The organism is Streptococcus constellatus (assembly GCF_902167705.1).
In the GTDB taxonomy this organism is placed as follows: Bacteria; Bacillota; Bacilli; order Lactobacillales; family Streptococcaceae; genus Streptococcus; species Streptococcus constellatus_A.
Genome location: NZ_CABHMZ010000024.1, coordinates 1 through 25,827 on the forward strand (window position 1 = coordinate 1; position 25,827 = coordinate 25,827).

Annotated in this window: 23 protein-coding genes, 1 tRNA gene and 2 pseudogenes; 24 read left to right on the forward strand and 2 right to left on the reverse strand. The window is 39.5% G+C overall.

The features are described from left to right. Positions 1-474: 474 nt before the first annotated feature. Positions 475-1,587 carry an alanine dehydrogenase gene (gene ald, locus FQ204_RS07070; RefSeq protein WP_144210231.1) on the reverse strand — a complete coding sequence of 371 codons (1,113 nt, stop codon included), beginning with the start codon at positions 1,585-1,587 and terminating at the stop codon, positions 475-477. A gap of 131 nt (positions 1,588-1,718) precedes the next feature. Between ald and FQ204_RS07075 the strand changes: the two genes are divergently transcribed. Together FQ204_RS07075 and FQ204_RS07080 are read left to right on the forward strand one after the other, a co-directional pair. Further along, positions 1,719-2,288 carry a GNAT family N-acetyltransferase gene (locus FQ204_RS07075; RefSeq protein ID WP_144210233.1) on the forward strand — a complete coding sequence of 190 codons (570 nt, stop codon included), beginning with the start codon at positions 1,719-1,721 and terminating at the stop codon, positions 2,286-2,288. A 144-nt stretch (positions 2,289-2,432) separates the two neighbouring features. After that, positions 2,433-2,505, forward strand: a tRNA-Thr gene (locus FQ204_RS07080). A gap of 202 nt (positions 2,506-2,707) precedes the next feature. Here the strand turns inward: FQ204_RS07080 and FQ204_RS07085 are convergent. Further along, positions 2,708-3,922, reverse strand: coding sequence for an OFA family MFS transporter (locus FQ204_RS07085; RefSeq protein ID WP_144210235.1), 1,215 nt, complete (start codon positions 3,920-3,922; stop codon positions 2,708-2,710). Positions 3,923-4,116: 194 nt separating this feature from the next. Between FQ204_RS07085 and FQ204_RS07090 the strand changes: the two are divergent. The 22 genes and pseudogenes from FQ204_RS07090 (at position 4,117) to FQ204_RS07195 (ending at position 25,642) form a co-directional block, all read left to right on the forward strand. Next, a pseudogene (locus FQ204_RS07090) lies at positions 4,117-4,731 on the forward strand (NADPH-dependent FMN reductase). After that, positions 4,731-7,139 (forward strand): flavocytochrome c, encoded by a 2,409-nt coding sequence (locus FQ204_RS07095; RefSeq protein ID WP_144210288.1) that lies wholly within the window; start codon positions 4,731-4,733, stop codon positions 7,137-7,139. Before FQ204_RS07090 ends, FQ204_RS07095 begins: the two are co-directional and overlap by 1 nt. A gap of 160 nt (positions 7,140-7,299) precedes the next feature. Continuing rightward, a complete protein-coding gene (locus FQ204_RS07100; protein ID WP_144210237.1) occupies positions 7,300-7,878 on the forward strand; it encodes a hypothetical protein in 579 nt (192 codons plus the stop codon). 255 nt (positions 7,879-8,133) lie between these two features. Further along, positions 8,134-9,864 carry an ABC transporter ATP-binding protein gene (locus FQ204_RS07105; protein WP_144210238.1) on the forward strand — a complete coding sequence of 577 codons (1,731 nt, stop codon included), beginning with the start codon at positions 8,134-8,136 and terminating at the stop codon, positions 9,862-9,864. Beyond that, the gene (locus FQ204_RS07110) at positions 9,861-11,597 is read left to right on the forward strand and encodes an ABC transporter ATP-binding protein (RefSeq protein WP_144210240.1); all 1,737 of its coding nucleotides are present in this window, start codon (positions 9,861-9,863) and stop codon (positions 11,595-11,597) included. Before FQ204_RS07105 ends, FQ204_RS07110 begins: the two co-directional genes overlap by 4 nt. A 117-nt stretch (positions 11,598-11,714) precedes the next feature. After that, positions 11,715-12,212, forward strand: a complete 498-nt coding sequence (gene ybeY, locus FQ204_RS07115; RefSeq protein ID WP_144210242.1) for an rRNA maturation RNase YbeY — start codon at positions 11,715-11,717, stop codon at positions 12,210-12,212. Beyond that, complete coding sequence (locus FQ204_RS07120; protein WP_144210244.1) at positions 12,193-12,597, forward strand: diacylglycerol kinase family protein; 405 nt, start codon at positions 12,193-12,195, stop codon at positions 12,595-12,597. The genes ybeY and FQ204_RS07120 overlap by 20 nt, the downstream gene beginning before the upstream one ends. A 61-nt stretch (positions 12,598-12,658) precedes the next feature. Continuing rightward, positions 12,659-13,558 carry a GTPase Era gene (gene era, locus FQ204_RS07125; RefSeq protein ID WP_144210246.1) on the forward strand — a complete coding sequence of 300 codons (900 nt, stop codon included), beginning with the start codon at positions 12,659-12,661 and terminating at the stop codon, positions 13,556-13,558. 12 nt (positions 13,559-13,570) lie between these two features. Next, a pseudogene (locus tag FQ204_RS07130) lies at positions 13,571-14,347 on the forward strand (alpha/beta fold hydrolase). Positions 14,348-14,349: 2 nt separating this feature from the next. Beyond that, a complete protein-coding gene (locus FQ204_RS07135) occupies positions 14,350-14,820 on the forward strand; it encodes an NUDIX hydrolase (RefSeq protein WP_144210248.1) in 471 nt (156 codons plus the stop codon). Between the two features lie 50 nt (positions 14,821-14,870). After that, positions 14,871-15,395: a DinB family protein gene (locus tag FQ204_RS07140; protein ID WP_144210250.1), complete on the forward strand. Its 525-nt coding sequence runs from the start codon at positions 14,871-14,873 to the stop codon at positions 15,393-15,395. An 8-nt stretch (positions 15,396-15,403) separates the two neighbouring features. Next, the gene (locus FQ204_RS07145; RefSeq protein WP_144210290.1) at positions 15,404-15,847 is read left to right on the forward strand and encodes a GNAT family N-acetyltransferase; all 444 of its coding nucleotides are present in this window, start codon (positions 15,404-15,406) and stop codon (positions 15,845-15,847) included. Positions 15,848-15,854: 7 nt separating this feature from the next. Next, positions 15,855-16,679, forward strand: coding sequence for a DNA-formamidopyrimidine glycosylase (mutM, locus tag FQ204_RS07150; RefSeq protein WP_144210252.1), 825 nt, complete (start codon positions 15,855-15,857; stop codon positions 16,677-16,679). Between the two features lie 3 nt (positions 16,680-16,682). Beyond that, positions 16,683-17,276, forward strand: a complete 594-nt coding sequence (coaE, locus tag FQ204_RS07155; protein WP_144210254.1) for a dephospho-CoA kinase — start codon at positions 16,683-16,685, stop codon at positions 17,274-17,276. Positions 17,277-17,292: 16 nt separating this feature from the next. Then, positions 17,293-18,498, forward strand: a complete 1,206-nt coding sequence (locus FQ204_RS07160) for a multidrug efflux MFS transporter (RefSeq protein ID WP_186286789.1) — start codon at positions 17,293-17,295, stop codon at positions 18,496-18,498. Beyond that, complete coding sequence (gene rpmG / locus FQ204_RS07165; protein WP_080979224.1) at positions 18,482-18,631, forward strand: 50S ribosomal protein L33; 150 nt, start codon at positions 18,482-18,484, stop codon at positions 18,629-18,631. The genes FQ204_RS07160 and rpmG overlap by 17 nt, the downstream gene beginning before the upstream one ends. Before the next feature lie 39 nt (positions 18,632-18,670). After that, entirely contained in the window at positions 18,671-18,904 is a 234-nt protein-coding gene (gene secG, locus FQ204_RS07170; RefSeq protein WP_144210256.1) for a preprotein translocase subunit SecG, read from the forward strand. Positions 18,905-18,995: 91 nt separating this feature from the next. Then, a complete protein-coding gene (gene rnr / locus FQ204_RS07175) occupies positions 18,996-21,335 on the forward strand; it encodes a ribonuclease R (RefSeq protein WP_144210258.1) in 2,340 nt (779 codons plus the stop codon). Next, positions 21,298-21,765 (forward strand): SsrA-binding protein SmpB, encoded by a 468-nt coding sequence (gene smpB, locus FQ204_RS07180; protein ID WP_003029860.1) that lies wholly within the window; start codon positions 21,298-21,300, stop codon positions 21,763-21,765. The genes rnr and smpB overlap by 38 nt, the downstream gene beginning before the upstream one ends. 180 nt (positions 21,766-21,945) lie before the next feature. Then, positions 21,946-22,650, forward strand: a complete 705-nt coding sequence (locus tag FQ204_RS07185) for a helix-hairpin-helix domain-containing protein (protein ID WP_144210260.1) — start codon at positions 21,946-21,948, stop codon at positions 22,648-22,650. Beyond that, entirely contained in the window at positions 22,634-24,862 is a 2,229-nt protein-coding gene (locus FQ204_RS07190) for a DNA internalization-related competence protein ComEC/Rec2 (RefSeq protein WP_144210262.1), read from the forward strand. The genes FQ204_RS07185 and FQ204_RS07190 overlap by 17 nt, the downstream gene beginning before the upstream one ends. Positions 24,863-24,946: 84 nt before the next feature. Further along, the gene (locus FQ204_RS07195) at positions 24,947-25,642 is read left to right on the forward strand and encodes a DUF805 domain-containing protein (RefSeq protein WP_144210264.1); all 696 of its coding nucleotides are present in this window, start codon (positions 24,947-24,949) and stop codon (positions 25,640-25,642) included. Positions 25,643-25,827 lie beyond the last annotated feature (185 nt).

The window sequence follows — 25,827 nt, forward strand, 5'->3', positions numbered from 1 at the left end:
TATTCTAAAGAGGTAAGAACAAGGAAGGAGAAGGAAATGGAGTTCAAGGAGTTGTATGGGAAGGTAAGGGGGATTGTTATGATAATGCTTTGTGTGAAAAATTCCTTTCACACTTCAAAAGTGAGTCCTTGTGGTTACATCCACCGTTAGACAGATAGGAACTTCTCACCCAAATCAAAAGTTAGACTGGTATAATAATGATAGACCATAAGAAAGATTAAAAGGTATGACTCCTAGGGAATATCAGGAATCATACCTTTTAACAGTTACTTTTTTACCTATTCCATTTTAGATGGGGATTAACACCAAGAGTTTCTTTATCATACAAACTAAATTTATATGTAAAAAGAGTCTGAGACACTATTTTTCTCAGACTCGAATTGTTCTTATAATAAAAGCAATGGTAGGCGATTATACAAAGCATTACTTTGAGGTGGTGGGTAGGACTTGGTGAAGCCACCTTTTTTTCAAAATTTATACTAAATCATTGATATCGGTATACTCACGATTAAGTCCTTCTGCAACGGGTTGGCTAGTGAGATAACCTTTATAAGTAGTCACTCCTTGTTGTAGCCCCAAATCATCTGCAATAGCTTGCTCAAAACCTTTGTCAGCCAAAGCTTCAATGTAAGGAAGTGTTACATTTGTCAGGGCAAGAGTTGATGTACGGGCAACAGCACCTGGGATGTTAGCAACGGCATAATGAAGCACACCATGTTTTTCATAAACAGGTTCATCGTGAGTAGTTACACGATCAGCAGTTTCAACGACCCCACCTTGGTCAACTGCTACGTCAACAATGACAGAACCTGGACGCATTTGGCTGACCACATCATCCGTAACGAGTTTAGGTGCTTTGGCTCCTGGGATTAGCACGGCCCCAATCACTACATCAGCGTCTTTAACACTTTCGGCAATATTGAAAGAATTAGACATAAGGGTCTGGATTTGGTGGCCAAAAAGGTCTTCGAGTTCGGACAGGCGTTTAGCGCTGATATCAAGAATAGTGACCTGCGCTCCTAGTCCTAAAGCGATGCGAGCTGCGTGTGTCCCAACAACGCCACCTCCAATGATAGTGACTTTTCCTTTGGGAACACCAGGAACACCGCCTAATAGCACGCCAGAACCACCTTCTTGTTTGGTTAAAAAGTGAGCCCCGATCTGTACAGCCATTCTCCCTGCGACCTCACTCATAGGAACGAGTAGAGGAAGTTTTCCTTCTTGGTCACGAACGGTTTCGTAAGCAATCCCTGTTGTCTTGCCCACAATCATGGCATTGGCTAATTCAGGTGCAGCAGCCATGTGCAGATAAGTGAAAAGCAAGAGGTCATCACGTAAGAAGCCGTATTCAGCAGCTAAGGGTTCTTTTACTTTGACAACTAGATTAGCCGCCCAAGCTTCCGCTGCAGTTGCAACAACTGTCGCTCCCTGTGCTTTGTAGTCGGCGTCTGTAAATCCAGAACCAAGTCCAGCTTTGGTTTCAACTAAAACCTGATGACCTTTTTGGACGAGACTGTGAACGCCAGCTGGTGTTAAAGCAACGCGATTCTCATTGTTTTTGATTTCTTTTGGAATACCAATTAACATATATTTACTCCTTTTTTGAGATGTTTTTATTGTATATGAAAACGTTTCGAAAATCAAGACAAAATTAGAAAACATTGATTTCAGTGAGTATTTATGTTATGCTATGAGGCAACATAGGAGGTTCGTGCAAAATGGAAAGTATTTATCTAAAGCTAGCTGAAAATCGAACTTTGGAAACAGAGCGCCTGCTCCTACGACCTGTGACCTTAGATGACGCTGAGGATATGTTTGAATATTCTTCTGATGAAGAAAATACTCGCTATACTTTTTTACCTAATAAAGATTTGGAAGAAACTAAAAATATTATTGCTCGTTTGTTTATGGGTCGGCCGCTTGGAAATTGGGGAATTGAGCTAAAGGAAAGTGGTAAACTGATTGGCAGCATTGGCCTACACAAGCTGGATTCAGTCCTCAAAAAGGGAGCTATCGGCTATATCGTTCATAAGAATTACTGGAATCAGGGCTTGGCAACGGAAGCATTGAAAGAAATAATTCGACTAGCTTTTGAACGTTTGGATATGAATATGTTGGTGGCTCTCCATGATGTGGAAAATCCAGCGTCAGGACGAGTTATGGAAAAGGCTGGTATGAACTTTTCTCACATAGATCCGTATGCTGCCTTGGATTTACATAAAGAAGGTCGAATTTCTCAGAGAGCTTATTATCGTTTGACAAAGGAAGATTATTTTAAAAAATACTGATATGAATGTGACATTTATAGGAAATTTTAATGATGAATAGGTTCTTTTTGGAACATTCTAGCAAAGAGTTCTTTCTCTTTTGATGAAAACATTTTTCAAATCTATTGACAAGAATCTATCTGCATGATATAGTAGATAGGTACTGCTGATTTAGCTCAGTTGGCAGAGCGCATCCATGGTAAGGATGAGGTCGCCGGTTCGATCCCGGCAATTAGCATGAAGAACAGGAAAAGGGAGTGGGATAAAAATCGGTATTTCGTAAGAAATCGATTTTGTCATCCCACCCCCGCAAGGTTGAGTAGGTCTGTAAAAGCTGAAGTATCAGCGCATTAGAGACCACTCAACTACTGCGTATTGAGTTTTATTCTAGAAAGTTAAATGAGTCTGGAACAAAAATGTTCCAGGCTCGTTTTTTGCATTTATCCGAGTTTATTTTTTTGCATTTTACTGTAAACTAAATTAAGGGCAAGGCCTAAAATAGCAAGTGCAATGGCAATATAGAAGGCTTGAGAGAAGTTGCCTTTATTAGCCGCACCGATTTGTGCCGCTAGGCGGGGAGCAAAGAAAGCAGCGAGCGAATAACCAGTGAAGACAATGCCATAATTCGTTCCTTGATTGACTGGTCCGTAGTTTTCCATAACCAGCGATGGGAAGACACCCATAACACCTCCAAAACAGATTCCTAGCCCAATAATACCGATTGAAAATCCGATTTGTCCCGGAATAGCAGTCAATACAAGTAGTGATAGAGCAACTACTGTAAAGATGATAGAGAGGGTTTTGCTACGTCCGATTTTATCAGAAACAGCTCTCCAAATGAAGCGTCCGCTAGAATTTGAGAGGGAATAGAGGGATACATACAGGGCAGCGGTGGTGGCGCTAAGCCCAAACATATTTTTCCCAATGCCAGCAGCTTGTGAAGCAATCATCAGACCAGAGAATGCTCCGACAAAAAACATAAGAGTAATGACATAGAAAATAGGTGTTTTCAGCATATCTATCCAATTTTTATTAGCCGTTTTACCAGTAGCAGATTGAGCAGGTGGATTCCATCCCTCAGGTTTATAGCCTGTTGGAGCTTTTCTGATAAAGAGACTAGCAATGCAGACAATCACAAGATAGACAAGACCGATTGCTCGAAAAGCGAATTGAGCATCATGGCTTTGAATCAAGCTATTAGCAACTGGGGAAACAAAGACGGCTGCAAGTCCCACGCCACCTGTGATAATGCCAGCTGCCAAACCGCGCTTGTCTGGAAAAAGGCGAAGAGTATTGGATAGACAGCCCGAATAAGCAAATCCTTGACCGAGCCCAGCGAGAAGTCCATAGGAGATGTAAAGCATGAAAGGACTAGTTGCGAAGCCTGTCAGCATGAATCCTAAGGCGAATAAAATGGCTCCTAGCGAAATGGTCCAGCGGACGTAGCCTTTATCTGTCAGATAGCCTCCTAAGATCATCGGAATCGGACCAATAGCAGAGTTGATAGCAAAGGCCAACATAATATCTGGCATAGACCAGCCAGTCTGTTGACTAAGTGGATTGGCAAAGACACTAAAAGCATAAACGGCTCCTGTACAGAGTAAGATAGCAGTTGAAGCAGCTAGAACTTGCCAGCGGTTAAGATTTTCTTTCATAAGCTCTCTCCTTTCATCTACTTTATAAAAGTAGAAATTAACATTGTTATTATTTTCACATTCTAACAGAATCATCAAGAAATGTCAACGTTTTCTTTGCTGAAATATTATTTTAAAGTAAATCATGTCAACGCTTGCAATTTCTAACCTAATCTTGTATAGTAAAATTAACTACATTGAGAAAGGATTCACAAATGAAATTAGTTGCTATCTTAGAAACGAATTCAGATCGTTCGACCAACCGTAAATTATTACAGTTTATGATAAAGCATTTTACCGACCAAGCGGAGATTGAATTGTTGGAAATCAAGGATCTGCCGGCTTTTAATGAACCAGCAGATAAACAAGCTCCGACCCCTGTTGCTGCTTTTTCTGATAAGATTATGCAAGCAGATGGAGTGATTATTTCCACACCGGAATACGATCACACTATCCCAGCGCCATTGTCTAGTGCCTTGGAGTGGATAGCTTATACCAGTCGAGCACTTATCAATAAGCCAACGATGATTGTCGGTGCTTCGTTAGGATCGCTTGGTTCTTCTAGAGCGTAGGCTCATTTGCGGCAAATTTTAAATGCACCAGAATTAAAGGCTCGCATCATGCCAGGAATCGAATTTTTGCTCGGTCATTCTGAGCAGGCTTTTGATGCAGAAGGCAATCTAGTTTATGAAGAAAAAGTAAAAGAATTGGAAGAAAATTTTGCTGAATTTCAGGAATTTGTGACCATTACCAATCAGCTGGTTAGTCAGTCTAATACAGAACGCAAGCGGAATTTTTCTTGGGAACTTGAGGATAAGGAGGTCAAATGATGAAATTTATTGCGATTGTTGGAACCAATGCCGAAAAGTCTTATAACCGCCAATTATTGCAGTTTATGCAACAACATTTTGCCAAAAAGGCTGATATTGAAATCATGGAAATCCGAGATGTACCGATGTTTAACGAAACGGATGACCAGACAGATTCACCAGTTATTCAGGCATTTAATGAAAAAATAACAGCAGCAGACGGTGTCATTATTGCAACACCAGAACATAATCATACGATTCCCTCTTCTCTCAATAGTTTGTTAGAATGGCTGTCTTTCAATATTCACCCGCTGGATGGCAAACCAGTCATGATTGTGGGAGCTTCTTATGATGTGCAAGGGTCTTCGCGGGCACAGCTGCATTTGCGTCAGATTTTGGATGCACCAGGTGTCAATGCTACCGTTATGCCAGGAAATGAGTTTTTATTAGGACGAGTTCACCATGCTTTTGACAATGACGGAAATATAAAAAGCCAAGCAACAGTTGATTTTCTAGAATCTTGTTTCTATCGCTTTGTACGTTTTGCAAACGTAGCCAATCAGCTAAATGAACCAGAAGAAGTGCACTTTGAACCAGGAACTTACCATGTCGTAACTGAAGGTCATAATGGTAAATTACCTATGGAAGTGACCTTGTCTGAAGAAAAAATTGAGAAAATTGATATTGATTCATCAAGCGAATCAGCTGGAATTGCGGATGTTGTCTTTACAAGGATTCCAAGTGAAATTATCGAAGGTCAGACCTTGAATGTGGATGCTATTTCTGGAGCTTCTGTGACTTCAAATGGTGTCTTGGACGGAGTAGCTAGGGCTGTCCGACAAGCTGGTGGCAATCCAGATGTCCTTCGTAAGCGTCCTAAAGCACCGTCTGCTTTGGATACAGAAGATAAAGAGTACACGACAGATATCGTAGTAGTAGGTGCTGGAGGTGCTGGATTTGCAGCGGCAGCTCGTGCCATTCAAAAAGGTAAAAAAGTTATCGTAGTAGAAAAATTCCCTGCTGTTGGAGGAAATACAGTTCGTGCTGGTGGTCCGATGAATGCTCCTGACCCAGAATGGCAACATGGATTTGCAGCTAATCCTGGTGAAGCTCACACCTTGCAGGAACTACATGATTTAGATGAATCAACAATTGACCCAGAATTTTTGGAAGATTTTCGAGCTCTCAAACTGGAATTAGAAAATTATCTGAAAGATCCAACTTATCTTTTTGACTCTACTTTGCTGTACCGCCTGCAAACTTATATTGGAGGGAAACGAAAAGACCTGAAAGGAAATGAAATCCATGGGGATTATGACTTGATTAAGATTCTGACGGAGCGCTCTTTAGAATCTGTTCGTTGGCTGGAAGACATCGGTGTAGAATTTGAGGACGAAGTGACCATGCCAGTCGGTGCACTGTGGCGGCGCGGTCATAAACCGACAATGCCTTTGGGAATTGCTTTTATCTCTGTTTTGAAAGATTTTGTTGAGAAAAATGGCGGTCTGATTTTGACAGATACTCCTGTTAAGGAATTGATTATAGAAAATGGAGCTGTCAAAGGTGTTAAAGGAACGGGACGCAATGGCCAAGCCATTACAGTTCATGCAAGTGCAGTTGTTCTGGCTTCTGGTGGTTTTGGTGCCAACACCAAGATGTTGCAACAATACAACCAATACTGGACGCACATTGATGACGATATTAAGACATCCAATTCACCAGCTATTACAGGCGACGGTATTCTACTAGGTCAAAGTGTCGGTGCAGACTTAGTCGGTATGGGCTTCTCTCAAATGATGCCGGTCTCTGACCCGATTACAGGCGCTTTGTTCTCCGGTTTACAGGTACCTCCAGCTAACTTTATCATGGTCAATACTCAAGGAAAACGTTTTGTAGATGAGTATGGTAGTCGAGATAAATTGGCTCAAGCAGCGATTGACAATGGTGGTCTTTTCTATCTGATTGCAGATGAAAATATCAAAGAAACAGCTTATAATACCAGTCAAGAAAAGATTGATGCGCAGGTAGCGAATGGAACACTCTACCGAGCAGATAGTTTAGAAGAATTGGCTCAACAGCTACAAATGGATCCACAAGTCTTTGTCAAGACGATCACAGATTATAATGCTTATGTTGATGCGGGCTATGATCCTGAATTTGAAAAGGGAGCTTTTGACCTCAAGGTTGAAAAGGCACCGTTTTATGCCACTCCTCGAAAACCAGCCGTTCACCACACTATGGGCGGTCTTAAGATTGATACGGAAACGCATGTTATCAATAAACAAGGACAAGTTATCCAAGGCCTCTATGCAGCTGGAGAAGTAGCTGGCGGACTGCATGCTGGAAACCGTTTAGGTGGCAATTCCCTTACTGATATTTTCGCTTTTGGACGTATCGCAGCCGAAACTGCTATTGCAGAGAATTGTTAATCTTAATTTTAGGCAGAAATCCTCTCAGTTTTGGGAGGATTTTTTGTAAATATTCTTGAGAAGCATTTCTTTTAATGTTAAAATATCAATTGATTAAAAGTAAATAAGAAGGAATGGAGTCTAGGGGATTTGTTCCAGATTCTATGGTATCAGAATAATAATGTCAAAAGAAATTTTTAATTCTAAAGAAACTCTTCTAGCTGCGGGATCAATTATTACTGTTTCCGAAAAAATTGCTCAAGGTAAATTGACTAGGATAACTGAAATTGAAGATGAAAATATTCGTGAACTCATTAAGAATGGAATTAAATATAGTAAATCGAATGCTGATAAAATTGGTGGTGCTCTAGGTACTACTGCTGGAGGAAGTTTAGGAGTTTTGAGTGGATTTGGTCTTATTAGTTTGATGGCTGCTGAAGGAACAGCTGGCGCAGCAGTAGTTACTAGTGGATTAGCAAATATAGGAGCTGTAGTTGGCGGAGGAATGTTAGCCGGGTTAGGAACGGTATTAGTTATTCCAGCTGCGTTAGCTGCAGTTGGGGGAATAGTTGGTTTGGTACTTTCTTCTAAAAATAGAGTTAGTAGAAACGAAGTAAAAAAAGAACTTCTTTCTAGAGCAGAAAAGATTTTAGTAGATTTGAAAATAAAAGCTCAAGAAACGAATAGTGAGTTTGTGATAGGTACTTTATTAACACTCAAAGCATTAATAAATGATTTAAATAGAGATTTACAAAATTAAAAGAAGTAAATAGCGACCGTAAGGTCGCTCATCCCATTCGATATTTCATACTGCTTAAGGGAAATATAAAAAGAAAGGAGAACGGTAATATGAACAATGTAAAACAAAACAGTACTCAAGTATATCGTATGACAGAACTCCTTTCTAGCAAACCATTGTAGTTTATTTTTGATGAAAAAAATAAATAAAAACAAGTAAGCTCAGGACAGGTCTATTCTGTCTTGGGCTTTTTTGTGTGTTTAGGGAAGGATTAGGATGATTAAAAGTTTATTTGGATATATAAAAGAGCATAAATGGTTATATTTATCCATTGCTCTGGTTTTACTATTGTATGATTTTACCATGCTGATTCCAACACAGGTAATTCAGCGTTTAGTAGATCATCTGTCGCATCATACTTTGACACAGCAGAATTTAATTAGAGATGTTGGTTTGTTAGCTCTGGTGACAATTTGTAACTATCTGTCAGCTTATTATTGGCATTTAAAGATATTTCAGTCATCTATTGACTATAAATTTCTCATGCAAAGAAGAGCTTTTGAAAAATTGGTAGCTATGAGAACACCTTTCTACGAAAAATTTCGTTCTGGCGATATTCTAACGCGTTTTTCCACAGATGTTGAGGGAATGATGGAGATGGCTGGTTATGGGATTGTCATTCTCTTATATGCTGGAGGCATGATTGCCTTTGTTATTCCGACCATGTTTTTTATCTCATGGGAAATTAGCTTACTGGCTATGCTTCCGCTTATGATATTGATGATATGGATTTATTTTCTTGGAAAAAAACAAGATAAACTAATCGAAAATAATCGTGAAGCAGTGGCATCTTTGAATGATGAGGTACTGGAAACGATAGAGGGAGTCCGGGTTGCGCGTGCTTATAGCAAGAAAACAACTCAGAAAGAACAGTTCCAATTGCGCACGAAAGCTTTATCTAAGGTTGGCGATCAAATTGCTGGCATTCAGTATCTTTACGCACCGCTCTCCTCTGTCTTTATCGCTTTATCAACGATTATTGTGCTTCTTATTGGCGCTGCTTTTATAAAAACGGGACAATTGACAATTGGACAAGTGATTGCTCTTCAATTGTATATGATTAGCTTGATTGAACCTTTTTGGATGTTGTCGGATTTTATCTTGGTCTATCAAACAGGGAAGACGTCTTTTAAAAAGGTAACAGAATTGATTGAAACGACAGATGATATGGAAATGAGTGGACAAGAGGAGCTGCAACATCTTATCTCTATTCGTTTTCAGGATTATTATTTTACTTACCCACAAGCAGAGAGACCCAGTTTGCGTAACATAACTTGGCAAATCGAAGCAGGAAAAACGTATGGTATTGTTGGAAAAACAGGCTCTGGTAAAACAACCCTAGTTCGTCAGCTTCTTCAGCAATATCCTGTTGGACAAGGTGTATTTCAGATAAATGGAAAGTCTATCGGTCACTATTCACGCCAGTCGATTGAAGCAATGATTGGCTATGTCCCTCAGGAGCATATTTTATTTTCAAAATCCGTCAAAGACAATATTGCCTTTGGCAAGAGAAATGCGACATTAAGTGATATTGAGAAGGCTATTGAAACAGCGGCATTTTCAGAAGATTTAAAACGAATGCCAGACGGACTGGAAACTCTTATTGGTGAGAGGGGAGTGTCAATATCTGGCGGTCAAAAACAAAGAATTTCTTTGGCACGCGCTTTTATTAGACAGCCAGAAGTCCTCATCTTGGATGATTCTTTGTCGGCAGTTGACGCTCAGACAGAACGCCGAATTATCCAAAATATCCAGAAGGTACGAGCAAATCAGACAACAATCATTGTGACGCACCGTTTGTCAGCTGTCCAGCAGGCAGACTGGGTTCTTGTCTTAGAAGACGGACAAATTGTAGAAGAAGAGACTCCGAACCAGTTGCTTAGTAAAGGAGGTTGGTACGCCGAACAATATCAACGGCAGCAACATCAGAAAGGAGGGAGCGAATGAGTATCATTAGCCGTTTATTAAAAGAACTAAAAGTTGTTCGAATTGCATTTTTTCTTGCGGTTGGAATTGCTGTCTTAGCAACGGTGACTAGCCAACTGTCTCCTCTCTTTTTGAGAAATATGATAGATGGACCGCTTACACAGATTGGAAGCGGAAAAGATAGTCAGATTCAGCTTTTGCAATTAGCTGGATTATACCTAATTGCTGTAGTTTCGGGGAGTGTCTTGACTTACTTAGGCGACCGACTTTTAGCGCATTGTGGCAACAAAGTAGCCGAACACCTGAGAAATGAAGCTTATCAGGTTATGCAAAATTTGCCGATTTCTTACTTTGATGATAAGCCAGCAGGGAAGATTGCGACTAGAATTGTAAATGATACGGAAACCTTACGAAGACAATTTTATGCCAGTTTGGTTAGTGTTTTGATTCAAGTTCTTCGGATTGTTTTTACCTATGCTCTCTTGTTTTATCTTAGTCCGCTTGCTGCCTCGGTACTTTTGCTGTTGCTTCCTGCTTTTTATGGGATACAAGTATTTTATAAAAAACTAACGGACAAGCCAATGAAAGACTTTTATGATTCACGCAGTGACATCAATAATCAAGTGAATGAATTGATGCATGGAGCTAGTCTGATACAGTTATACCATCAGGAAAAAACAGTTCTTTCAGAATTTGATGCAACTGCTCGAAAAATGAGCCAAGCTGATAAACAAATTGTATGGGTAAGCGCTCTTTCGTCTTGGCCATTAACGGAATTTTTGAAAAATGCAGTACTTGCTGTCATTTTGACGATAGTTGGTCAGCAATTTTTAGGCGGTCGCAGCATCATTACCGCTGGTGTATTATTTATCTATCTCAATTATATTATTGATTTATTTGAGATGATGAGTTTTCTGGTTCGGCTTTTCCCGAATGTACAACGATCATTGGAAACAGGAAAACGAGTTTTAGAATTGTTAGATCAACCTCAGGAAGAAGATGTGAAAGCGCAGTTAGCAGTTGTTAAAGGACAAGTTGCATTTGAACATGTGAGCTTTGCGTATGAGAAAGGCAAGATTATTCTGCATGATATTAGCTTTAAGGCAAAGCAAGGAGAGACGATTGCTTTGGTGGGACATACTGGCTCTGGAAAATCTTCTATCATGAACCTACTTTATCGTTTCTACGATCCTCAAAAAGGGAAAATATATATTGATCAACAAGACATCCAACAATATTCTCGGGAAAGTCTTCGTAGTCACATGGGGATTGTCTTGCAAGATCCTTATCTATTCACGGGAACGCTAGCAAGCAATGTAGCTATGAGTCATTCAGGCATCAATCGTGAAAAAGTTCTGGAAGCTTTAGAAAAGGTCGGTTCAGGGGACTTGCTGGCTCGTTGTAAAAAAGGAATTGATGAACCTGTAAAGGATAAAGGGGCAGCATTTTCGAGTGGTGAACGGCAACTGATTTCATTTGCTCGAACTCTCTACGCTAATCCCCAAATTTTAATATTGGACGAAGCAACTTCTCATATTGATACAGAAACCGAAGAAATGATTCAAAAAGCATTGGCTGTGGTAAAGGAGGGGAGAACGACTTTTATCATTGCTCACCGTTTATCCACTATTCAAGATGCAGACCAAATTTTGGTTATTTCTGAAGGAAAGATTGTAGAGCGAGGGCAACATGATACATTGGTAAAACAAAATGGCATCTATGCGCAAATGAGCCGCCTCCAGCAACAAGTATAAGTTTTGAAAGAAAAAATGTGAAGTAAAGAGCAGAACGAAGTAGTAAATGATTTATAAATCAGACATCCCTATCTGAAATATGGTATAATGAAGTGATACTAATAAAGTGGGTGTAATATGTATATAGAAATGATCGATGAGACAGGACAAGTTTCGGAAGAAATCATTAAGCAAACACATGATATACTGGAATTTGCTGCTAAGAAGATTGGTAAAGAAGAAAAAGAAATGGCAGTGACATTTGTTACCAACGAGCGTAGCCATGAGCTGAATTTGGAATATCGAGATACGGACCGCCCGACAGATGTTATCAGTTTGGAGTACAAGCCTGAGCTGGACATTGCCATTGACGAGGAGGATTTATTAGAAAATCCTGAGCTGGCGGAAATGTTAGAGGACTTTGATGCTTATATCGGAGAACTCTTTATTTCCATAGATAAGGCGCGTGAACAAGCAGAAGAGTATGGTCATAGTTTTGAGCGGGAAATGGGTTTTCTTGCCGTACATGGTTTTTTGCATATCAATGGATACGATCACTATACGCCGGAAGAAGAGGCGGAAATGTTTGGTTTACAGGAAGAAATTTTGACTGCTTATGGACTTACAAGACAATAATACAAATAAACGCAAATGGAAAAATCGAGATGTGATTTCGAGTTTAGAATTTGCTCTGACAGGGATTTTTACGGCAATCAAAGAAGAGCGCAATATGCGCAATCATGCTGTTTCGGCAGTTGCGGTTGTGCTTGCAGGTCTTCTTTTTCAGGTATCTGCGATAGAATGGCTTTTCCTTTTTTTGAGCATTTTTCTAGTCATCGCTTTTGAGATTATGAATTCAGCTATTGAAAATGTGGTGGATTTAGCTAGTGATTATCACTTCTCCATGCGGGCTAAAAATGCCAAAGATATGGCAGCTGGTGCAGTTTTAGTGGTTTCTGGATTTGCAGTTGTGGCAGGATTGATTATTTTCATTCCTAAAATTTGGAATTTGATTTTTTAAAGATTTGAAAATCGGGGGAGACTGCCGATTTTCTGCTATTTATTGAAATAGAGGTGAAACAATGACTTTTAAATCTGGTTTTGTAGCCATTTTAGGACGTCCCAATGTTGGGAAGTCAACTTTTCTGAATTATGTGATGGGACAAAAGATTGCTATTATGAGTGATAAGGCTCAGACGACTCGTAACAAGATTATGGGAATTTACACGACAGACACGGAGCAAATTGTCTTTATCGATACGCCGGGGATTCATAAGCCTAAGACTGCCTTGGGCGATTTTATGGTAGAGTCAGCTTACAGTACCTTGCGTGAAGTGGAAACGGTGCTTTTTATGGTGCCAGCTGATGAAAAACGCGGCAAGGGTGATGATATGATTATGGAGCGTTTAAAAGCGGCTAAAATCCCTGTTATTCTGGTCATCAATAAAATTGATAAAGTACACCCAGATCAGTTGTTGGAGCAAATTGATGATTTCCGTAACCAAATGGATTTCAAGGAGATTGTGCCGATTTCTGCTCTTCAAGGAAATAATATCAACCGTTTGATGGAAATCCTGAAAGAAAATCTGGAAGAGGGTTTCCAGTATTTTCCAGAAGATCAAATCACTGATCATCCAGAACGTTTCTTGGTATCTGAAATGATTCGCGAGAAAGTGCTGCACTTAACTCGTGAAGAAATCCCGCATTCAGTAGCTGTTGTCATTGACAGCATGAAGCGTGATAAAGAGACTGATAAAGTGCATATTCGTGCAACGATCATGGTCGAACGTGATAGCCAAAAAGGAATCATTATCGGCAAGAGTGGCTCCATGCTCAAGAAAATTGGCTCTTTGGCACGCCGCGACATTGAAATCATGCTGGGTGACAAAGTTTATCTTGAAACTTGGGTCAAGGTCAAGAAAAATTGGCGTGATAAGAAGCTAGACTTGGCAGATTTTGGGTATAATGAGAAGGAGTATTAGAGGCTGAGGAAGATGAGGTCATTATTTATCGAAGAAAAAGGACAGCAAAATGATAAGAGTATTGTCTTTTTGCATGCTTCTGGTTCTAGCAGTCGGATGTGGACACATCATACCGCTGAGTTAAAAAATGATTTTCACTGTATAGCTGTTGATTTGCCTGGACATGGTTCTAGCCGCGACATTGAGTGGACAAATTTTAATGATGTTACAGAAATGATTGCTGATATTATCAAAAACAGGGCTCACGGCAAGCCGCACCTTGTTGGTCTATCGTTGGGAGGCAGTCTCGTTCTTAAATTGTTGGAAAAACATGCTGATTTATTTGATAGAGCGATTGTTGACGGTGCTAGTCATGAACCGATTAAAGGGTATGGTAAAGTCATTGCCGGTGTTTACATCATGTCGCTATTTAAAAACACTAAGCTAATGGCCAACCTTATGGCAAAAATGATGCAGAAAGATGGTGTACCTGAAGATAGCTATCGTCATTTCATAATGGATTTGCAAAGGGCTTCTGTTAAGTCATTTCGCCGAGCGATGTCTCAGGCAAATCTTCTGAGAATCACTGCAAATTTCGACAATCCTGTTTTCTTTGTTTCGGGCGGTAAAGAATCAGAGTCAATTCATGAATCTCATAAAGAATTGGCAAGAAAAAACAGAATGAGTGATTGTGCCTAGTATCCTGATAAAGGTCATGCATGGTTATTTAGTGATGTTGCTACACACATACAATTATTACGTTACTTTTTTCAAGACGGAGCATTTCCAGATAAATTGAAAGGTTTCTAAATATGGACTATATTTCCTACATTCGCTCAAAGGTTGGGCATGATAAGATTATTCTGACCTTTGCTGGCGGTATTTTAGCAGATGACGAGGGACGCGTGCTGTTGCAACTACGCGGTGATAAGAAAACATGGGCTATTCCAGGCGGAGCAATGGAACTTGGTGAATCCACTCTTGATACTGCTAAGCGTGAGTTTTTTGAAGAAACTGGTATTGAGGTAGAAGCTACTCGTTTTCTCAATGTTTACAGTAATTTCGAGGAAGTTTATCCGAATGGTGATGCGGTGCAGACGGTTGTCTTCATCTATGAGCTGGCGGCTGTTTCACCAGTAAATATTGCAGATTTTCACAATGAAGAAACTCTACGCTTGCGTTTCTTTTCTAAGGAAGAAATTGAGAAATTAGAATCTGTGAGTAGTAAGCATCGCCTGATGTTAGCTGAGTATTTTGATGACAACTTTGCGATGGGACATTGAGTTGAGATTGACATAATCAGTGATTAGTTTATTTTTAAGGAGGTAGGGCAATGGAATTTGTAAATCTTTTAGTGGAAAATGTGGAACGAGCCGAGGAGCGTTTTTTGTCGGTGCTGGCTAATTTATCTGTGGAAGAAGCGAATGATTTTCCGGTTGCAGATACAGTTCCGTCCATTAAGTCTGTGGCTTGGTTGACTTGGCATACGGCGCGGGAGCTAGATTTTCAGATTGCTGATTTAGCTAAGACCGAGCCAGTCTGGTTCTCTAAAGGCTGGAAGAAAAAGTTTGCCTTGGATTTGCCAGATGATACAGAAGATTGGCACCATACTCCTCAAGAAGCGCATAAAGTTGTGGTGACAGATATTGAGTTTCTAAAAGGTTATCTGTCTGATGCGGTTGCGGCAACAATTGCTTATTTATCAGAGGTGAATGAAACCAGTCTGGACGATGTTGTTGATGAGAATTGGACTCCAGCTGTTAAGCGTGGGAATCGTTTAGTATCGATCGTTGACGATGCTGCTATGCATTCAGGTCAGGCAATCTATGCTTGCCGCCTGCTAGGAAGAGAGGATTGAAAAAGGTAATGGTAGGGGAAATTCGAGCGGTCGAAAAATCTCATCTAGCTGACTGGGCTTACTTTGCTCATTTAGCTTGGAAGACAGAGAAAAAGAAATTACTAGCAGCATTTTCTGAAGGGAAATTTCCTAATGAATTTTTATACTACTTAGAGGGAGAAGCCATTGCTTGGCTCAGCTTATCTATGCGTTCGGAATATGTGGAAGGAGCAAAACAACTTCCTGTCGCATATATTGAAGGCATAGCGGTAGCACCTGCTTTTCAAAGAAATGGCATCGCTTATCAGCTTCTTGATTTTGCACAGTCGTGGGCGACAGAAAAAGGAGTGTCTCAGCTAGCTTCAGATTGTGATATAGACAATGTAGTCAGTCAAGCTTTTCACAAGAGTGCGGGATTTGAAGAAATAAGTCGAACTGTTCATTACATGTTACATTTGGATAAGAAAGGATAAAGATTTCGTGCCCGAATTACCAGAAGTAGAAACAGTACGCCGTGGTTTGGAGCGGCTGGTTAAAGGAAAAGAGATTGAAAAGGTAGATGTCCGTTATGCCAAGATGATTGGAACGGGGGTAGATCCTTTTGTCTTAGATTTACCGGGACAAAGCATTGATACTGTTGGGCGTCGGGGAAAGTATCTGATTTTTTATTTGACGAACTGGGTGCTGATTTCGCATTTGCGCATGGAAGGAAAGTATCTTTTCTATCCTGAAGAGGTTCAGTTGACGAAGCATTCTCATGTAATTTTTCGTTTTACAGATGGCAGCAGCCTCGTTTATCAGGATGTTCGGAAATTTGGCACGATGGAATTGTTGAGAAAAGAGCGATTAGCATCCTATTTTACTGAGCGAAAGCTGGGACCAGAACCGACCGAATCAGATTTTCATTTACCACTATTTAAAGCTGCTCTGAAAAAATCTAAGAAATTGATTAAACCTTACCTGCTGGATCAAACCTTAGTCGCGGGTCTTGGTAATATCTATGTGGACGAAGTTCTATGGCGGGCGCAGATTCATCCAGCAAGAGCAGCCCAAAGCCTGACCGCTGAAGAAGCAGAGGAATTACGCAAGCAGATTATTGCAGTCTTACAGCTAGGTATTGAAAAAGGCGGTTCAACCATTCGCACTTACCGCAATGCTTTGGGAGAAGACGGCACCATGCAAGATTTCCTGCAAGTCTATGGAAAAACAGGTCAACCTTGTACTAGATGCGGTCATGAAATTGAAAAAATCAAACTAGCTGGTCGCGGAACTCATCTTTGCCCACATTGTCAAAAAATGAGGTAGGATATGGCAAAAATAATCGGAATTACAGGTGGTATTGCCTCTGGGAAATCAGTCGTGACAGACTTCCTGCGCTCTCAAGGCTATCAAGTGATTGATGCGGATCAAGTGGTTCATGAATTGCAGAAACCAGGAGGTCGACTTTATCAAGCTCTATTGTCAGAATTTGGAGCAGAAATTTTATTGGCAGACGGTCAATTGGATCGAAAAAAGCTTGGAGCTCTTCTCTTTAGTCGTCCCGAATTGCTAGAGAAGTCCAGTCGCTTACAAAATGATATTATTCGAGAAGAGTTAGCTTTAAAACGTAAGCAATTAGCAGCAACTGAGGAGCTTTTCTTTATGGATATTCCACTCTTATTTGAGCAGAACTATGAAGATTGGTTTGACAAAGTTTGGCTAGTAGATGTGAGCAAAGACACTCAGCTAGAACGTTTGATGGCTCGAAACAATCTTAGCCAAGAAGAGGCTCAACAACGCATAGCAGCTCAGCTTTCTTTGGCAGAAAAAAGACAAAGAGCTGAGATTGTGATTGACAATAATGGTGCACTTTCAGCTACTTTACAGCAGGTGCAGGCGCTTTTAGACAAAGAAAGAAGATGATTTTATTAAGAATCAAGTGAATTGGAAACGGAATTTATGGATTGCTTGGCTGGGGAACTTTTTTATAGGTGCCAGCCTGTCACTAGTTGTTCCCTTTATGTCTTTGTACGTGGAAGAATTAGGCGCCAGCGGCTCTATGGTTGAATTTTATTCAGGCTTGGCGGTTTCGAGTACAGCTTTGACAGCCGCACTTTTATCGCTTGTTTGGGGAAGCTTAGCTGACAGGTACGGTCGCAAGCCCATGATGATTCGAGCCGCTTTTGCAATGACCTTTACGATGGGAGGTTTGGCTTTTGTGCCGAATGTATTTTGGCTCATTGTATTGAGACTGTTAAATGGTGTGTTTGCTGGTTATGTACCCAATAGCACGGCTTTGATTGCTAGTCAAGCGCCTAAAAAACACTCTGGGTATGCTTTGGGAACATTGTCAACAGGTGTAGTAGCGGGGACTCTGATGGGACCGCTCTTAGGAGGAATGATAGCTCAAAGTTTGGGAATGAGAAATGTTTTCCTTTTGGTTGGACTCTTCTTGTTTCTTGTTACTTTGTGGACCATTTTTGGGATAAAAGAAGACTTTCATCCCGTTTCTAAGGAAAAAGAAGTTTCGACCAAGCAACTATTTCAACGAATCCCTCAAAAATCAATCCTTTTTGGCTTGTTTATTACTAGTATGGTGATTCAGATGATTGGACAGTCCATTTCCCCTATTTTGACACTTTATATCCGTTCTTTAGGACAAAAAGAAAATTTGTTATTGGTATCTGGTGCAATCGTTTCAGCAATGGGTATTTCAAGCATATTTTCATCTAGTTGGCTGGGAAAATTAGGAGATAAAATAGGAAATCATCGTTTGCTCTTGTTGGCTCTTTTGTATAGTTTTGCTATTTATATTTTCTGTGCGAGGGCTGGAACACCACTTGAATTGGGAATTTACCGCTTTCTATTTGGACTGGGCACTGGAGCTCTTCTGCCTGGAGTTAGCTCTCTCCTCAATAAAATCACTCCAAAAGAAGGCATTTCACAGATTTTCAGTTACAATCAAACTTTCTTTTATATCGGTGGTGTTATTGGGCCGTTAATGGGGTCAGCTATTTCTGTTCATTTTGGCTATCATTGGGTTTTCTATGGCACAGCAGGTTTAGCTTTATTAAACTTTTTCTTTTTATTGTTTAGTTTTAGAAAATATTTAGGAGTGAAGGAAGTCAGTGCGAGTAAAGATTAATTTAAAGTGTTCAAGTTGCGGCAGTCAGAATTATTTAACAAGCAAAAATATGAAAACACATCCAGAAAAAATTGAAGTGTTAAAGTATTGCCCTAAAGAAAGAAAAGTGACCTTACATCTTGAATCAAAATAAATTTTATGGTAAAATAGATAGGATTTTAAGGAGTTTGATATGTATAATTTATTATTAACCATTTTATTAATTTTATCAGTATTTATTTTAATCGCAATTTTTATGCAACCTACAAAAAATCAATCAAGTAATGTATTTGACGCAAGTGCAGGAGATTTGTTTGAACGACCAAAAGCAAGAGGCTTTGAAGCAGTCATGCAGCGTTTGACAGGAGTGATGGTTTTCTTTTGGTTGTTGATTGTACTAATGCTGACAATCTTATCTAGTAAATAAAATGGGCTCTGACTTTGTCTTTGCCTATTTTTTCTGTAGTAGATGAGCAAAGACGACTTAAAGTTTAGAAAACATAAGAAAAAAGGAAAGAATGAAAGAAGAAATTTTAAGCTATTTAAGAGAAAAAAAAGAAGCCAGTATAGATGAGCTGGCGCAGGGATTAGGGAAAGAAAAGGCGAAAGACTTTAGAAACCTAGTCAAAACGATTTCTGAAATGGAGCGAAAACGTCAGCTGACCTTTAGCGATACAGGGAAAATTCAGCTTCGCAAAGAAAAGCAAATACTTACCTTGAAAGGAATCTTTCACGCCCATAAAAATGGCTTTGGCTTTGTAACCTTAAATGAAGAAGAGGATGATCTTTTTATTGGTCGCAATGATGTCAACTATGCGATTGATGGTGATACGGTAGAAGTTGCAATCACTAAGGTTGCAGATCGCAGCAAGGGAACATCTGCTGAAGCGAAGGTTATTGATGTTTTGGCACACAGCTTGAAAATAGCAGTAGGTCAGCTCATCTTAGACGAAGAAAAGCCCAAGTATGCTGGTTATATTCGGTCAAAAAATCAGAAAATCAGTCAACCTATTTATATTAAGAAGCCTGCTTTGGTTTTGGATGGAACAGAGATTTTAAAAGTAGAGATTGATAAATATCCAACTAAAAAGCATGACTTTTTTGTAGCTACTGTTTTAGATGTGGTTGGACATAAGGATGATCCGGGGATTGATGTTTTGGAAATTTTGGAGTCCATGGACATTGTGTCTGAGTTTCCAGAAAGAGTTTTGAAGGAAGCATCAGCGATTCCAGAGGCGCTGTCTGCAAAGGATTTTGAAGGACGTTTAGATCTACGTAATGAAATTACCTTTACCATTGACGGGGCGGATGCGAAAGATTTGGACGATGCAGTTCATATCAAGAAGTTAAAAAACGACCATTTTGAACTGGGAGTTCACATCGCAGATGTTTCTTACTATGTCAAAGAAGGATCTGAGTTGGACAAGGAAGCCCTCAACCGAGCGACATCGGTTTATGTGACCGACCGTGTAGTACCGATGCTACCTGAGCGTTTGTCCAATGGTATTTGTTCCCTCAATCCTAATGTAGACCGGCTGACGCAATCGGCTATTATGGAGATTGACCAAAAAGGTCAAGTTGTCAAGCATACTATTACTCAAACAATCATTAAAACCACTTTTCGTATGACCTATAGCGATGTGAATGACATGATTGCAGGAGACGAAGATAAGCGAGCGGCTTTTAAAGCCATTGTTCCAAGCGTTGAAGCAATGGCAGAGCTTCATACTATTTTAGAAACGATGCGGTTTAAGCGTGGAGCCCTTAATTTTGATACGAAAGAAGCTAAAATCTTAGTCAATAAGACTGGACGTCCAGTAGATATTATTTTACGTCAGCGTGGACTTGCAGAGCGTATGATTGAGTCCTTTATGCTGGTCGCCAATGAAACAGTGGCAGAGCATTTTGCTAAATTAAACCTGCCCTTTATCTATCGGATTCACGAAGAACCTAAGGCTGAAAAAGTACAGAAGTTTATTGACTATGCTTCTACTTTTGGTGTTCGAGTTTACGGAACGGCTAATTCTATGAGCCAATCTGCCCTTCAGGATATTATGAAAGCAGTCCACGGTCAGCCTTATGAAGAAGTGCTGTCTATGATGCTTCTGCGCTCCATGCAGCAGGCTCGTTACTCAGAACACAACCACAGTCATTATGGTTTGGCAGCCGAGTTTTATACTCACTTCACTAGTCCAATTCGCCGTTACCCAGACCTTTTGGTTCACCGTATGGTGCGCGATTACGGGCGTTCTAAGAAAATAGCTGAGCATTTTGAGCAAGTCATTCCAGACATTGCCAGTCAGTCATCCAGTCGGGAGCGGCGAGCTATTGAAGCAGAGCGAGAAGTAGAAGCTATGAAAAAAGCTGAGTTTATGGAAGAGTTTGTGGGAGAAGAATTTGATGGTATCGTGTCAAGCGTTGTTAAATTCGGTCTTTTTGTCGAACTTCCAAACACAGTTGAAGGTTTGATTCATGTAACCAATTTGCCAGAATTTTTCCACTACAATGAACGCAATCTAACTTTGCAGGGCGAAAAGTCAGGTGTTGTTTTTCGAGTCGGTCAACAGATTCGCATTAAGCTGATTCGAGCGGACAAAGCGACTGGTGAGATTGACTTTGAATACCTACCTAGTGAATATGATGTAGTTGAAAAGAGAAAACAGTCCAAGTCCAGCCAAGACGGATGTCAACAGTCTCGTCGAGGTGACCGAGAACGAAAGGGCAAATCTCCGAAAGGAAAGATTTCTAAGGATAAGAAATCAAAGAAAAATAAGAGTAAGAAACCGTTTTATAAAGAAGTGGCTAAGAAAGGAAGCAAGAATGGCAAAGGGAGAGGGAAAGGTCGTCGCTCAAAATAAGAAAGCGCGTCACGACTATACGATTGTTGATACGATTGAAACGGGCATGGTTCTGACTGGAACTGAAATCAAAAGTGTGCGAGCTGCACGAATTAACCTGAAAGATGGCTTTGCTCAAGTCAAAAACGGAGAAGTCTGGCTCAGTAATGTCCATATCGCTCCTTATGAAGAAGGGAATATTTGGAATCAAGATCCTGAACGTAGGAGAAAATTGCTATTGCATAAAAAGCAAATCCAGAAATTAGAGCAGGAAACGAAAGGAACTGGAATGACTTTGGTTCCTCTCAAAGTTTATCTCAAGGACGGTTATGCCAAGTTACTTTTAGGATTGGCTAAAGGGAAACACGACTATGATAAGCGTGAATCCATTAAACGCCGTGAGCAAAATCGAGACATTGCGCGGACAATGAAGGCTTATAACGTGAGATAATATACAAGATGTAAAAATCGGAAGTTGTTTCCGATTTTTTAGTAGTTTGAAATATTTTATCACTTAATTTTTATCAAAAATCCTTTTTAACATTGCAAAAGCTGAAAAATTTTTTCAGCTTTTTTATTTGTTTTACGAATAAATAGATAAAGCAAATTTTCATTCAACTTAGGAGGAAAAATGTTAGAGACAATCATTGAAAAGATGAAAGAGTATAAAATTTTGATTGGTTTAAGTTTGATTGGTTTGATAATAGCAGGATTTTTTATGATGAATGGTCAATCTAGTAGACAATCAAATGTAGCAGAGCTCGCACAGGAAACAGTTACGAGTTCGGAGGCAGAATCAGAAGAAATTTCAACTGGAACGAAGAAAAACTCACAGAAAGAAAAAGCAGAGCCTCAAACGAGTTCAAGTGAAGAATCAGAATTTTTAACCGTAGATATCAAGGGGGCTGTTAAAAATCCAGGTATTTATCAACTGAAAAAGACTAGCCGTATCAATGATGCGATTCAAAAAGCAGGTGGTTTAACGACAGACGCTGACAGCAAATCCGCCAATTTGGCGCAAAAGCTAACGGATGAAGCTGTTGTATATGTAGCAACTATGAGCGAAAATGCAACAGGTGTTGCAAGCGGGACAGGACAATCTTCAACGTCAGGAACTAGTGAAGTCACATCGCAAAAAGGAAAGAAAGTCAATCTAAACACAGCTGATTTATCTGAGTTGCAGACCATTTCTGGCATTGGTCAAAAACGTGCGCAAGATATTTTAGAATATCGTGAGGCAAACGGGAAATTTAATTCAGTTGATGACCTGAAAAATGTATCAGGAGTTGGTGCCAAAACACTAGAAAAATTGAAAGAATATGTCACAGTGGATTAAAAAATCTCCGATTAAGCCGATTTACATTGCTTTTTTGCTTGTCTGGTTATATTTTGCAATCTATCAAAGTAGCTTGTTAGCTTGGCTTGGTTTTATCTTTCTGGTGATTCGTCTTTTTCGCTTTTATTCACCGAAAGAATGTTTCATGACCTTCATGATTCTCACTTGTTTTGCTGTTTTTTTCTTTATTCGTAGGGAAATGGCAGAGCGGCAAACAAAAGCAGAACCTTCTCCCGTAAGACAAGTAGCAGTTCTACCTGATACGATTAAAGTAAATGGAGATTCGCTTTCTTTCCGTGGTAAAACAAATGGGCAGACTTATCAAGTTTACTACAAATTGAAATCAAAGGAAGAACAGTTGGCTTTTCAAAATCTCTCTAGTTTGGTTACATTGACAGTTGAGGGAGAATTTGAAATCTCTGAGAAGAAGCGTAATTTTGCTGGTTTTGATTACCAATCTTATTTAAAAACGCAAGGAATTTATCGAATTTTAAAAGTGGGTACCATTTTATCTAGCCAAGATCGAATCAGCTTGCACCCACTAGAGTGGCTCTCTAGTGGGCGAAGAAAGGCACTGGTATTTATCAAGAAGCATTTTCCAAATCCGATGAGTAATTACATGACAGGACTCTTATTTGGTGCCTTGGATACAGACTTCGATGAAATGAACAATCTTTACTCTAGCTTGGGAATTATTCATTTATTTGCGCTGTCTGGTATGCAAGTTGGCTTTTTTATGGAGGGTTTTCGTAAGTTGCTGTTAAGGCTGGGTCTTACGCAGGAAATGGTTCATAAATGCCAATATCCATTTTCTTTCTTTTATGCGGGAATGACTGGATTTTCAGTATCCGTTGTACGGAGCTTAGTTCAGAAATTATTATCGCAATATGGTATCACTAAGTTAGATAATTTTGCTTTAACGATGATGATATTGTCCTTGATTATGCCATCCTTTCTTTTAACGGCAGGAGGAGTTCTCTCTTGTGCCTATGCTTTTGTCATTAGTGTGATAGATTTTGAAAGTTTAACTTCTTGGCGAAAGGTTGTTGTAGAGAGCAGTGTCATTTCACTTGGTGTTTTACCGATTCTAATCTTTTACTTTGGTGAATTTCAACCTTGGTCTATTTTGTTGACATTTGTTTTTTCACTGATTTTCGATACAATGATGCTGCCAGGCTTGACGTTGATTTTTCTTTTTTCGCCTTTGATAAAGCTGACTCAAGTCAATTTTTTCTTTGAAGGGTTAGAAAATAGCATTCGTTGGATAGCAAGTGTCTTTGGCAGACCAATCGTTTTTGGACAGCCCAGTCCGCTTTTGCTGATTATTATGCTGCTTGTACTGGCTATTTTGTATGATGCTAGAAAAAATAAAAAATGGGTAATATTTCTTAGTCTGCTTCTTTCATTACTCTTTTTCGTAAATAAATTTCTTTTGCAAAATGAGATCACAATGGTTGATGTTGGGCAGGGAGATAGTATTTTTCTGAGAGATTGGAAAGGACGAAATGTATTGATTGATGTTGGTGGACGTGAGGAAATTAGAACAAAAGAAGCTTGGCAAAAACGAGCAACTAGCTCAAATACAGAGAAAACTTTGATTCCTTACCTAAAAAGTCGTGGCATAGATACGATTGATACTTTAGTCTTAACAAATCCTAATCCAGATTATGCAGGAGATGTATTAGAAGTTGCTAAAAAATTTGCTATAAAGAAAATTTATATTTCCAGAAGTAGCTTGAGCAATGCAGATTTCCTAAAGAAATTAAGGGAGACAAACACATTCATTCATGTCGTAAAACAAGGTGACAAACTTCCTATTTTTGATTATCATTTGCAAGTTCTTTCGGGTGCCAGCAAGAACGACCATTCGCTTGTTATGTATGGTCAGTTTTTCCGTACAAGATTTTTATTTGCGAGCGATTTGAAAGAAGAGGACGAAGCAAAGCTGATGCAACATTATCCAAAGTTGAAAACAGATGTCTTGAAAGTCGGGCATCATGGAGCCAAAAATTCATCACATTCAAAGTTTTTACAGCAAATAGAACCAGCGGTTGCGCTCATTTCTGTTGGGAAAAACAACCGATCCAAATCTCCGAATCAAGAGACGATAGAGCGATTGAATCGCTTCAATGCAAAGATTTATCGAACGGATGAACAAGGCGCTATCAAATTTTCAGGATGGACAAAATGGCAATTAGAAACAGTTCAATAGCCAGAGTTCTAAAATGGAGATTCCGTTGATTTATTAGGAGGAGTGTGATATGATATTAAAAAATAAAAATATAGGAGATTGATTATGTTTACAGCTTATAAAAAGTTTTGGACTCATTATGCTGATTTTGAAGGAAAATCAACTAGATCTGATTATTGGTGGTCTGTTTTGTGCAATGTTTTGATTACACTTCCATTTGGTCTTATAGCTTTGGGTTCGATTTTAACTGCAATTTTTAGCGTTGTGCAACAAGCAGCGTACTATCAGGAAGAATTTAGTGAATTTGATCCAAGCGTCTTTATAGCTAGCTTAGGATCTACATTTATTATCGTTATTTTATTGAGTATTTTCTGGGTAGCAACTTTAGTTCCGAATTTAGCAATTATCGTGCGTCGTTTACGTGATGCTGGCTATCATTGGGCATTCATATTTTTATATGTAGCTCCTGCGCTTTTGATGTGGGTCCCGCTTTTAAATATCTTGGCGGCTTTAGCTACATTACCGTGTTCTATTGCTTTGATTGTTTTACTTTGTATGCCGACTAAAGAAGTGCAAACATCTACTGTTTATCAAGGACAATTTACGACACAGCAAGCGCAGCCTCAGCAACCTGTTCAACCACAACAATTTACTCAACCGCAAGAACCAGTACAGGAACAAGCAGTTGAAGCGCAAGCAACATCAACTCAACAAGAATCAGTAGTTACAGCAGAGACAACTGATCAAGTTGTTGTATCAGATGAGAAAGATTTGGACTCAGCTATCACCGAAGATGAATAATCTATAATATAAAAGGTGAATACGGATAATAGACATTTTAAAGTTAAAAAATCACAGATAAAAGTAAAAAAAGAGTAGGATAGAAATCAGTAGTTTTGCAGAAACTTGATTTCATCGTCCCACCTCTGCGCAGCTCGAAAGATTTGGGAATCTTTCGAGGTTGGAAATAAAGTCAAGTGAAACTT